12 protein-coding genes are annotated in these 11,503 nt (G+C 51.6%); 7 read left to right on the top strand and 5 right to left on the bottom strand.

All coding sequences use genetic code 11. The annotated features are described in order from the left end of the window. Window positions 1–59: 59 nt before the first annotated feature. From pcnB to ACFVYJ_RS07700, 5 genes are all read left to right on the top strand, one after another. On the top strand, window positions 60–1,466 hold the full coding sequence (gene pcnB / locus ACFVYJ_RS07720) for a polynucleotide adenylyltransferase PcnB (RefSeq protein ID WP_419414582.1): 1,407 nt from the start codon (window positions 60–62) through the stop codon (window positions 1,464–1,466). Further along, window positions 1,459–1,950 (top strand): 2-amino-4-hydroxy-6-hydroxymethyldihydropteridine diphosphokinase, encoded by a 492-nt coding sequence (gene folK, locus ACFVYJ_RS07715; protein WP_419414583.1) that lies wholly within the window; start codon window positions 1,459–1,461, stop codon window positions 1,948–1,950. The genes pcnB and folK overlap by 8 nt, the downstream gene beginning before the upstream one ends. 35 nt (window positions 1,951–1,985) lie before the next feature. After that, window positions 1,986–2,780 (top strand): 3-methyl-2-oxobutanoate hydroxymethyltransferase, encoded by a 795-nt coding sequence (gene panB / locus ACFVYJ_RS07710; protein WP_419414584.1) that lies wholly within the window; start codon window positions 1,986–1,988, stop codon window positions 2,778–2,780. Window positions 2,781–2,788: 8 nt separating this feature from the next. Then, the gene (panC, locus tag ACFVYJ_RS07705; RefSeq protein ID WP_419414585.1) at window positions 2,789–3,649 is read left to right on the top strand and encodes a pantoate--beta-alanine ligase; all 861 of its coding nucleotides are present in this window, start codon (window positions 2,789–2,791) and stop codon (window positions 3,647–3,649) included. Between the two features lie 384 nt (window positions 3,650–4,033). Beyond that, window positions 4,034–5,215: an acetyl-CoA C-acetyltransferase gene (locus ACFVYJ_RS07700; protein WP_419414586.1), complete on the top strand. Its 1,182-nt coding sequence runs from the start codon at window positions 4,034–4,036 to the stop codon at window positions 5,213–5,215. Window positions 5,216–5,263: 48 nt separating this feature from the next. On the opposite strand, the gene ACFVYJ_RS07695 is transcribed toward ACFVYJ_RS07700, so the two are convergent. Together ACFVYJ_RS07695 and ACFVYJ_RS07690 are read right to left on the bottom strand one after the other, a co-directional pair. After that, window positions 5,264–5,644: a hypothetical protein gene (locus ACFVYJ_RS07695; protein WP_419414587.1), complete on the bottom strand. Its 381-nt coding sequence runs from the start codon at window positions 5,642–5,644 to the stop codon at window positions 5,264–5,266. 81 nt (window positions 5,645–5,725) lie between these two features. Continuing rightward, complete coding sequence (locus ACFVYJ_RS07690; protein WP_419414588.1) at window positions 5,726–6,562, bottom strand: 6-carboxytetrahydropterin synthase; 837 nt, start codon at window positions 6,560–6,562, stop codon at window positions 5,726–5,728. Window positions 6,563–6,681: 119 nt separating this feature from the next. On the opposite strand from ACFVYJ_RS07690, the gene rsuA reads away from it, so the two are divergent. Both rsuA and ACFVYJ_RS07680 read left to right on the top strand, forming a co-directional pair. Further along, the gene (rsuA, locus tag ACFVYJ_RS07685) at window positions 6,682–7,377 is read left to right on the top strand and encodes a 16S rRNA pseudouridine(516) synthase RsuA (protein WP_419414589.1); all 696 of its coding nucleotides are present in this window, start codon (window positions 6,682–6,684) and stop codon (window positions 7,375–7,377) included. Then, window positions 7,374–8,411 (top strand): methyltransferase, encoded by a 1,038-nt coding sequence (locus tag ACFVYJ_RS07680; protein WP_419414590.1) that lies wholly within the window; start codon window positions 7,374–7,376, stop codon window positions 8,409–8,411. The genes rsuA and ACFVYJ_RS07680 overlap by 4 nt, the downstream gene beginning before the upstream one ends. 3 nt (window positions 8,412–8,414) lie before the next feature. Here the strand turns inward: ACFVYJ_RS07680 and ACFVYJ_RS07675 are convergent, their stop codons facing one another. The 3 genes from ACFVYJ_RS07675 to ACFVYJ_RS07665 form a co-directional block, all read right to left on the bottom strand. After that, window positions 8,415–8,837 (bottom strand): VOC family protein, encoded by a 423-nt coding sequence (locus tag ACFVYJ_RS07675; RefSeq protein ID WP_419414591.1) that lies wholly within the window; start codon window positions 8,835–8,837, stop codon window positions 8,415–8,417. 160 nt (window positions 8,838–8,997) lie between these two features. After that, window positions 8,998–9,492, bottom strand: a complete 495-nt coding sequence (gene ilvN / locus ACFVYJ_RS07670) for an acetolactate synthase small subunit (protein WP_419414592.1) — start codon at window positions 9,490–9,492, stop codon at window positions 8,998–9,000. Window positions 9,493–9,494: 2 nt separating this feature from the next. Next, window positions 9,495–11,216: an acetolactate synthase 3 large subunit gene (locus tag ACFVYJ_RS07665; protein WP_419414593.1), complete on the bottom strand. Its 1,722-nt coding sequence runs from the start codon at window positions 11,214–11,216 to the stop codon at window positions 9,495–9,497. Window positions 11,217–11,503 lie beyond the last annotated feature (287 nt).

The raw sequence follows: 11,503 nt of genomic DNA, 5'->3' as shown, positions 1-11,503 counted from the left end.
CTATCGGTGGTATGATGCGCAGCCTGAAACTCGGAGCGACTGCGGTTTTATTGCTATCAATGGGCAGATCACTTTTCCAACACATCATTTCACGCCTGCTTGGCCTTTTGGGTATCACTATCCAAGAACCCCCGGCAGAACAGGCCGATATCATCTTCAGTAAACGAATCATTCCTGAAGCAGAACATCGTATCCCTCGCCGTCTGCTGGATGACAACGCTCTGAAAGTCGCTTATCGACTGCAAGATAGCGGCTATGAAGGCTACCTGGTAGGCGGCTGTATACGCGACCTGCTGCTCAGCAAAGTGCCTAAGGATTTCGACGTAGCCACTGACGCTCATCCAGAAGAGGCCGCCGAGCTATTTCGCCGCTCCCGCTTAATCGGTCGACGCTTCAAACTGGTTCACGTTCGCTTTGGCCGCGACCTGGTTGAAGTCGCCACGTTCCGTACTAGTCATGACAATCAAGTTAAGCAAGATGATCAGGCTGGCCGTCAGTGTGACAGCGGCATGATCCTGCGCGATAACGTTTACGGCACCATAGAAGATGATGCGCGACGACGTGACTTTACCGTCAATGCCCTTTATTACTGCCCGAAAGATCATTGCGTATATGACTTCGCCAATGGCTACCAGGATCTGCAGCAGCGCCGCTTACGCATCATGGGCACCGCTTCAGACCGCTACCGTGAAGATCCGGTACGCATGCTCCGCGCCGCCCGGTTTGCCGCCAAACTGGATTTCACCATTGAGCCCGCGAGTGAAAAACCGATTTTTGAACTGGGTCAACACCTGAGTAAAATAGCGCCGGCTCGACTGTTTGATGAAACACTTAAACTGTTCCAGTCCGGTCATGCAGTAGCGTCATTCACCGAACTGCGCCGCCTAGACCTGTTCCGTTACCTGTTTCCCCAGGTAGAACCATTACTGGAACAAGATATACCGGAGATGCCAGTTGATACTCTGGTACTCAATGCACTAAACAACACCGATAGAAGGCTGGCTCAGAACAAAAGCGTGACCCCGGCATTCCTGTTTGCTGCCCTGCTCTGGTATCCCACCAAGCAGCTTATGGAAAAGCTGATTCGGGAGCAGAACATGCCGCAGCTACCAGCACTGCACGAAGCCGCCAACCAGGTGCTGGCAGCACAAGTACGCACAACGGCAATTCCCCGCCGCTTTTCTACACCGCTGCGTGAAATATGGGAACTCCAATTAAGGTTAACCCGGCGCAGTGAAAAATCAGCAGCACGCACCTTCGAGCACCCGCGTTTTCGCGCCGCTTATGATCTGCTTCTGTTAAGGGAAAACAGCGGTGAGGCCTTAGATGGCCTAAGCCAATGGTGGACCGACTATCAAACCGCCAACCCTGACCAGCGTCACTCCATGAGTCAGCAGCCCGCCACAGCTGAACGCCCCAAGCGGCGGCGCCGCAGACGCGCGCCTAGCAATCGAGCAAATGACTGACCCAGTCATCTGCTTCATTGGGCTTGGCAGCAATCTGGCTGAGCCCACCGGCCAGGTTAGGCAAGCGCTGCAAGAACTCAGCGACCTACCCGACACCCAGCTACTGAAAGCATCCTCACTCTATAGCTCATCCCCTGTAGGCCCTCAGGATCAACCCGACTTTATCAATGCCGTGGCGGCAATTACCACGACGCTGCCAGCACATGATCTGCTAGATCAATTACAGGCGCTGGAACAGGCACATCACCGCATCAGAGAGCGCCACTGGGGACCAAGAACGCTGGATTTGGACTTATTACTTTACGGCGAACAGACCATCGCGACCCACCGGCTACAGGTACCCCATCCCTGCATGCCAGAGCGCAATTTCGTCCTTTACCCTCTGGCTGAAATTGCTCCAGAATGTCTGATACCAGGGTTCGGGCCACTATCTAAACTGCTCACAACTTGTCCTCTGGGCAGCCTGACCCAGTTGCAGGTATAATTCGCGAATAATCTGCCAACAGGACGCTGAATTCCATGAGCACCACCACACTGCACACCCTGTCGACACTAAAACAGCAAGGTCAAAAATTTGCCGTACTGACTGCCTATGATGCCTGCTTTTCACAACTGATTAGCGAAGCCGGTGTCGAGGTAATTCTGGTAGGCGACTCCCTGGGCATGGTATTGCAGGGGCAGGATAGCACCCTGCCAGTATCCGTCGCCGATATGGCTTACCACACAGCTTCCGTAGCCCGAGGCAACCAGGGCAGCCTGATCATGGCCGACCTGCCATTTATGAGTTACGGCACGCCTGAACAAGCTATGCAAAGCGCTGCAGAGTTAATGCAGGCTGGAGCCAACATGGTCAAGCTGGAAGGCGGAGCATGGCTGGAAGAAACCGTATCTGTGCTGGCTGAGCGAGGCGTACCCGTGTGTGCCCACCTCGGCCTAACCCCACAGATGGTTAATCAGCTGGGTGGGTATCGGGTACAGGGGCGTGACAAAACCTCCGCTCAACAGATGATTAAAGATGCCTGCTTATTACAGGATGCCGGTGCCAGCATCCTACTACTGGAGTGTGTCCCTGCACTGCTTGCCAAAGAGATTACTCTGGCGGTAGATATTCCTGTGATCGGCATTGGTGCTGGCCCAGACACTGATGCTCAGGTACTGGTGATGCACGATATGCTAGGTATCACACCCGGACGCTCACCTCGCTTTGTGAAAAACTTCATGGCAGAAACCGGTAACATCACAGATGCTTTTGCCGCTTATGCCAAAGCCGTTAAAGAAGGCAGCTTCCCAGCTACTGAACACTGCTTCGAGTAAATCCGACCATGATCACTGTACACAGCATTCAGGCACTGCGTGCTGCTCTGGCCCCCTTACGCCAGTCAGGCAAAACTATCGCCTTAGTGCCCACCATGGGCAACCTGCATGATGGACACCTGCAATTGATTGACCTGGCAAAACAGCATGCAGATATCACTGTGGCAACGATCTTTGTCAATCCATTGCAGTTCGGGGCCGGCGAAGACCTGGATACATATCCCCGCACCCTGACAGAGGATCAAGCCAAGCTCAACAGTCGCGACTGCGATTTCCTGTTCGCCCCCAATGAAGTGGAAATGTACCCCAACGGCAGAGCTCAGCAAACTGAAGTATCAGTGCCTGCCATATCGGACATACACTGCGGTGCCAGCCGCCCCGGCCACTTCACCGGTGTAGCGACCGTTGTCTGCAAGCTATTTGGTATTGCCCAGCCTGACGTTGCCGTGTTTGGTGAAAAAGATTACCAGCAGCTGAAAGTTATCCGTCAGATGGCAACCGATCTATGCATACCCGTCAACATTATCGGCGCCCCCATCGCTCGCAATAAAGACGGCCTGGCCCTTAGCTCACGCAACGGTTATCTCAGCGAGCAAGAAATACAGCTAGCTAAAACCCTTAGAGCAACATTGCAGCAGACCGCCGACCTGCTACAGCAGGGCAACCGCAACATTGCCGAGCTACAAGAGTCTGCGCAACAACAGTTGGAACAACACGGGTTTAAACGAGACTATTTTGTCATCTGTCGCCAACACGACCTGCAACCCGCTGACTCAACGGATAAGAATCTGGTTATTCTGGCAGCAGCACATCTGGGAGCTGCCCGCTTAATTGATAACCTGGAAGTGCTACTCAGCTCCAGCGAATAACACCTGCCTCGGTGTTGGATCAAAAGTACCGAGCCACTTCTACCAGCGGCCATGGCTCATAGTGGCCTTCCACAACCCGCAACAACCTGTTAATTTGGCAATAGGGTGATTAGGGAATACACCTTACGCAATGGACCTGTCCTGATGTTTGCCTGTGGTTGACAAATCACGAGGCAATACGCAGACTGCAAAACGTAAGCACTGCAGCGCACAAAAACCTCTTATATCTGCGGTAGTCGCTTACCTTAAAAAAGCGTTTTAAACCCGACGGGAGTGCAGATTAATGCCGGTGTTTAATAACATGCTTTTGTACTCGTTTTCCGAGTCATCCAAAAGAATTCACTCCGCGTGAACATTTACACTTAAGCTTAAGAGGCATTAAGAATGCGTGATGTTGTTATTGTAGCCGCCGGCCGTACTGCTGTTGGCACCTTTGGTGGAACCCTGTCCAAAATCCCTGCATCCGATCTCGGCGCTACAGTTATCAAAGGCCTGCTGGAAAAATCAGGTATCGATGGCGCTCAGGTTGACGAAGTTATCATGGGCCAGGTTCTAACCGCAGGCTGCGGTCAGAACCCCGCTCGTCAGGCATGTATCAATGCCGGCCTGCCAATAGAAGTCTCTGCTCTTACCATCAACAAAGTATGTGGCTCCGGCCTGAAAGCCATTCAGATGGCCACTCAGGCGATTCGCTGCGGTGATGCCGAAATCATCATTGCTGGCGGCCAGGAAAACATGAGCCTGTCACCACATGTACTGCCTAATTCTCGTAACGGCTCCCGCATGGGCGACTGGAAAATGGTCGACACCATGATCAAGGATGGCCTATGGGATGCGTTCAACGATTATCATATGGGTATTACCACTGAAAATATCGTTGAAAGATACGGCTTTACCCGTGAAGAACAGGATGCTTTCGCTTCTGCCTCTCAGAACAAAGCGGAAGCGGCGGTTACTTCCGGTCGTTTTAAAGACGAGATTTTCCCGGTAACCATTCCTCAGCGTAAGGGCGACCCAATCGTTTTTGATACCGACGAGCAGCCACGTTTTGGCTGTACTCCTGAAGCACTGGGCAAACTGCGTCCGGCATTCAAAAAAGACGGTACCGTAACCGCCGGTAACTCCTCCACCATCAATGATGGCGCAGCTGCGGTTATTGTCTGCTCTGCTGAAAAAGCTGCCGAACTGGGCCTGCCAGTGTTGGCCAAAGTCGCCGGTTATGCATCTGCTGGTGTTGACCCATCTATCATGGGCACGGGTCCAATCTGTGCTACGCAGAAAGCCTTGACGAAAGCAGGCTGGAGCGTAGCGGACTTGGAGCTGGTTGAAGCGAACGAAGCATTTGCTGCTCAGGCCATGTCCGTCAACAAGGACCTGGGCTGGAACACCGATATCGTTAACGTTAACGGCGGCGCTATCGCACTAGGTCACCCAATCGGTGCTTCAGGCTGTCGCGTTTTCGTTAGCCTGTTGCACGAAATGGCTAAGCGCGACGCCAAGAAAGGACTGGCTACCCTGTGTATCGGTGGCGGCATGGGTACTGCTTTAGCAGTTGAGCGCGACTAAGCGCAAGAGTGGTGCAAAAAAACCGCAGCTTATGCTGCGGTTTTTTTATTACCTGAAAAACGACTTAGGTAACAGGTGATCATAACCATGAAGTGCTCGCCAAGGCATAAACATTAACTCAAACATGGCATCCATCTGCTGTGTCATCTGCAATTGAAATTGCTCAGCTACCTGTTGAAATACCTGCTCATCGGCAACGGTGGAAAATGTTTCTTGCCGCACCTTGCCCTGCTCAACCAACGTACGTTCAGCTTTAATCAGGCTCTTAGAGCCATCCATACGAATTTCTATCGACTGATACTCACAGTTACCCAAGGGTAACGCTGCGGGAGGGAGTACTTCAGCCTCTTGCGGTTGTGCCGGTAGCAGATCCTGGTGTTTGTCAGACACAACGTTCTTCGGCAACACGGGACGGGCGAATCTTGACATGATACAGGCCTCATTTAATCGACTGATTAACCCTAGCCTAGCCTAAAAATCACTATTGTGCAGTGCAAAATTTTCACGTCATCAAACTTGCGCAATAGCACCTTTACCAATACCCTCATACGCACGCACCAAAACCTGACGCTCGGGATAGGAGTGCTTGATAACCTTTGCAACGTGCTCTGCAATTCGCTCGACTGTACTTTCCGTATCAATGACATGACAACAACGCGCAGGTAAGGACAGTGCAAACTCGCCCTGTGGCGCCTGATAGCGATAATTGTGCTCACCCGCCTGTTCCGACTGCAAATGACTACGGGTGCCAATGTAAATATCGCTTAACTGCTCAGCCCAGTGCTGCTCCAGGTCAGTATCACGTTCACCATCGATAAAGATTTCAATTTTAGAGCGATGGCCGTGGGCGATACGTTGGCAATTGCCATCATGCTGCTGCAAGCCATGACTGTAATGATAAAACGCGCCATTAATCTGCTCGCATACAAACCGAATATTGAGCCCTTTCACTTCTGCGGGAAACAACGACAATAATTGATCGTGGCACCAGTCAGCTAAGGTGAGGTCAGTAATCTCAGATGCATCAATCAGGGTAATTGCCTGATCAGGAGAACGGCAGAAAAAAGGCTCGCCGGAAGGATAACGCCAGTGAACCTCGGTATAGCCTCCCTGTTGCTGACACTCCAGATTCTGCATGCCCGCAGGCACCACCAGAGCATGATCCACCACACGGTCCAGCCACTGTTTGACCTGTTTTTTAACAATACCGAAATCACAGATCATCCCCTGCTCATTCAGACTGCCATCCAGCTCAAGTAGCACTGACCAGGACTCGCCCAGCAGTCCACGCTCAGGATGCAGGTAGGAAAAATCGACATGGGTCAGATTATCAACAAACAGTTTCACAACAGGCTCCGCTTTAAGGGACGCGTATAGTAGCTCAAAACGACTGTACAAAAAACGTCATTCTCGGCATGGCTATCCCGCTTGGGTATAATAGCCTTTTACCTGCGAATCCCAGCTATATGCGCCTTGATAAATACCTTTCCCACGCCACTGGACTATCACGAAAAGAGGTTCAACGCCTACTGAAAACCGAAGTAGTGAGCGTCAATGACAAAATTATACGCAGTGGTGCCTTTAAGGTTAAACCGGAGCTGGATGATATCTGTTTTGAAGATCAGAATATCGAGGCGCCGACCACACGCTACCTGATGCTGCACAAGCCAGAAGGTTTTGTTTGCGCCAACGATGACCCAACCCACCCCACAGTACTCAGTCTGATTGATCTACCCCGGGCAGATGAACTAATTATCTGCGGCCGATTGGATATCGATACCACCGGACTGGTACTCCTGACCAGCGACGGCCAGTGGGCACACAGAATCACCTCGCCCAAACACAAAACCGGCAAATGCTATGAGGTCACCACCGCCGATCCAATTTCCGAGGGTGCCGAGCGTAAATTTGCACAGGGCATGATGCTGCATAACGACAAACAGCGAACCCAGCCAGCCCAGCTAACCCTGCTGGATGAACATCATGCCGAAGTGGTGCTGACCGAAGGCCGCTACCATCAGGTTAAGCGTATGTTTGCTGCCTTAGGCAATCGGGTCACGGCGCTGCATCGGCGCAGCATTGGTAATATTACACTAGATCCGGAGCTGGCCCCGGGGGAGTACCGAGTCTTGAGTACCGCTGAACTGGAGGGTGACACATGACGGATGCTGCCTTTGCTCTGCTGCAACCTTTTCTACAACAACCCCAGGGACGGACCTTGTGGTTGGCGGATGAAAACCTACTATCTGCCCGTATTACACCGCAACCGGGGCTTGAAGCACTCACTAACCGGTACGACTTACAACTCAGCCTGACGCAACAGCAGTGGCCTGTATTGTTTAACGATTATGATTTCGGCCCGCTGCAAAACACCCTCTTTGACCGAGTGATATACCGTATATCCAAAGAAAAGCCGGTCGTACATCACCTGATAAACCAGGCATACAACATCCTCAAGCCGGATGGGGAATTAATACTGGCCGGAGCAAAAACCGAGGGAATCAAAACCTACTTCAGCAAAGCCAAAAAATTATTTGGCGCTGGCCTGTGCAACAAAAACAGTGCTGATCTCTGGCTGGCACAGCTGACAAAAGCCACTGTCGAACCGGTATATCTGGATGACCAAAACTATAGCCAACTCAGAGCTGTCGCAGCCGATGAAAATTTCGAATATTGCAGCAAACCCGGGGTATTTGGCTGGGATAAAATAGATAAGGGTAGCGCCTACCTGATCGAACATCTAGACCAGTTTCTGATGACCTTGGCCGAGCCACCGCGGTCAGCATTAGATCTGGGCTGTGGTTATGGTTACCTGACGATGAACCTCAACCATTTAGAAATCCCGGTAACCGCCACAGATAATAACGCCGCCGCCATTAAGGCCTGTGAGTACAACCTGTCCGGTCTCAAGATGGACGCACAGGTGGTAGCGGATAACTGCGCCGCAGGCATCCAAAAACGTTTTGATCTGATTGTCTGCAACCCGCCATTTCATACCGGCTTTGCGACCAACGGCGATCTGACTGACCGTTTCCTTAGGGCGGCACACGACCATCTGGAACCGCGCGGTATTGCCTGTTTTGTCACCAATCTACATATCCCACTGGAGCGTAAAGCCAGCCAGTGGTTTCGTCAGTCAGAGATCATTGCCGCCAACGGACATTTCAAATTAGTGCGACTCAGCCACGGCGAGTAACCGCTACAGCGATGGAGACTTGTCTTCCGGGCCGATCCAGCAAAACGGGTTATAGGCCAACTCCCACAGGTGACCATCCGGATCAGCAAAATACCCACTATAGCCACCCCAGAACACCGACTGAGGGGCTTTGACCACCCTAGCCCCGGCCTGCTCAGCTTCCTGCATGGCAGCATCGACTTCAGCTTCAGATGCCAGATTATGCGCCAACGCAAAACCCGAAAAGCCCTGACCATCAGCTGGCACACCGGCATCTTCCGCTAAAGCATCACGCCCATATAAACCCAGCCATGAACCGTTCAAATTAAAAAACGCCACTGAAGGCGGCGAGTCCAGCTGAGGCAGGCCAAGTCCATCGCGATAAAAACGCACTGAACGCTGCAAATCACTGACCCCTAAGGTGATCATACTGATTCTGGGTTGCATCACTACACTCCGAAGTTATGTCTATGCCAACAGCCTAGCGGCCATCACAGGGAAGTGCCAGCAGCCGCTGTACATCTGCAACCTGCGTTAACAACGCCCGCTTTTAAAACCAAAAAAACCGCTCCTGAAGGAGCGGTTTTTTTGGTACTTCGGCCCATGTTTAGAGAGACAGAATTTTCTCACCACGGGCAATACCGGAAACACCTGAACGCACCACTTCCATAATATTGGTGGTACCCAGAGCATCAATAAATGCATCCAGCTTGCTACTAGCACCCACCAACTGAACGGTGAAAGTGTTCGGTGTCACATCGATGATAGTGCCACGGAAAATATCCGCGGTACGTTTGATCTCTGCCCGAACCGTGCCATTGTTAGCTTTCATCTTGATCATCATAAGCTCACGCTCAAGATGATCACCCTCAGTCAGGTCAACCACCTTCACCACATCAATCAGCTTATTCAACTGTTTGGTGATCTGTTCGATCACATGGTCATCACCAATGGTGGTTACCGTCAGACGGGACAGCGTCTCGTCTTCTGTCGGGGCCACAGTCAGCGTTTCAATATTGAAGTTACGCTGAGAAAACAGGCCTACAACCCGGGACAGTGCACCCGGCTCGTTTTCCATCAATACAGAAATGATATGGCGCATGGTTAGGTTCTCTCCGTTTTGCTCAGCCACATGTCACGCATGGAACCCCGGGGTACCTGCATCGGGTATACGTGCTCGTAAGGATCTACCGAGATATCCATAAATACCATGCGATCTTTCATGGCAAATGCCTTACGCATGGCATCTTCCAGCTCGCTGTATTTCTCAACCTTGATCCCAACATGGCCGTACGCTTCCACCAGTTTCACAAAGTCCGGCAGGGACTTCATGTAAGACTGGGAGTGACGGGACTCATAGTTCATATCCTGCCACTGGCGAACCATACCCAGTGACTGGTTATTCAGACAGATAACCTTTACCGGCATGCCGTATTGGCTAATGGTCGACAGTTCCTGAATGTTCATCTGGATACTGCCTTCACCGGTCACACACACCACTTCCTCTTCAGGGAAGCTCAGTTTAATGCCCATCGCCGCTGGCAAACCAAACCCCATGGTGCCGAGGCCACCAGAGTTGATCCAGCGATTAGGTTTATTGAACTTGTAATACTGGGCAGCAAACATCTGGTGCTGACCAACATCAGAACAGACATAAGCGTCACCATTGGTGACTTTACTGAGCATCTCGATAACATGCTGCGGCTTCATCTGCTCAGAATCATCCATGCGATAACGACCGCCATGACGGCCACGCCAGTCATCGATCTGCTCCCACCAGGATTTAAGAGCTGCTGCATCTGGCGCTTTTTTCGCGGTCTGTATCTGCTCAAGCATCTCTTTCAGTACCGCCTTGGACGGACCCACAATCGGCACATCAGCCTTGATGGTTTTGGAGATAGACGCCGGATCTATGTCGATATGCACAATCTTGGCAGTCGGGCAGAACTTATCGCAAGCATTGGTAACACGGTCATCAAACCGCGCACCAATTGCCAGAATCAAGTCACTGTGGTGCATCGCCATATTAGCTTCATAACTGCCATGCATACCCAGCATGCCAATAAACAGCTTATCGGTACCAGGATAACCACCCAACCCCATCAGAGTATTGGTCACCGGGTAACCCAGCTTACGCGCCAGCTCAGTCAGCTCTTCACTGGCATCACCCATAATGACACCGCCGCCGCTGTATATGACCGGACGCTTCGCTGCCAACAGCAGGTCAACGGCCTTTTTAATCTGACCAGAGTGACCCTTGTTAATCGGGTTATAGGAGCGCAGTTTAACGCTTTTGGGGAATTCATATTCAAAGCGCTCCGTCGGCGTCGTCATATCTTTCGGAATATCCACTACCACTGGACCCGGACGACCGCTTTCTGCGATATAGAACGCTTTTTTGATCACTTCCGGAATTTCTTCAGGACGGGTGATACTGAAACTATGCTTCACGATTGGACGGGAAATACCGACCATATCGGTTTCCTGGAAGGCATCTTCACCAATCAGATGGGACATTACCTGGCCGGTGATCACGACCATAGGAATAGAGTCCATGTATGCAGTAGCAATACCAGTAACCGCGTTGGTTGCACCAGGACCCGAAGTCACCAGTGCTACACCCGCTTTACCGGTGGCGCGCGCATAGGCATCTGCCATATGGGTAGCGGCCTGCTCATGACGGACCAGAATATGCTCAACGTCATCCTGCTGAAAGATTGCATCATAGACGTGCAGCAGAGCACCGCCAGGATAGCCGTATACGTATTTAATGCCTTGATCGCGCAGGGCACGTACTACCATTTCTGCGCCTGAAAGTAATTCCACGTGTGTCACCCTCTAACGACGTCAGTAGTCAGTTACTGACGAAATTAACAGTTTTTGTTTCTGCAACGTTGAACGTGCCTGAACCAGACAAATTGTTGTATCTCTAGCGGTCTCACTCTGAACCAATTCAGGGTAGAGCTGCAGGCCCACGTTCGGGTGTGTGTCGGAGCCAGGGATCACCCGGCCGACAGACCTTTATCGAGAAACAACCCTCAGAAAGTTGCTTCCATGAGCTTCGGGATTTCCTACACACTCAAGGTCTCAAAAAAAATGAGGCGGCAATTGTC

It is taken from the genome of Pontibacter sp. JAM-7, from assembly GCF_048548695.2.
In the GTDB taxonomy this organism is placed as follows: domain Bacteria; phylum Pseudomonadota; class Gammaproteobacteria; order Pseudomonadales; family Balneatricaceae; genus Neptuniibacter.
The sequence above is the reverse complement of the archived record's forward strand: the minus strand, read 5'-3'. Positions and strand labels throughout refer to the sequence as shown.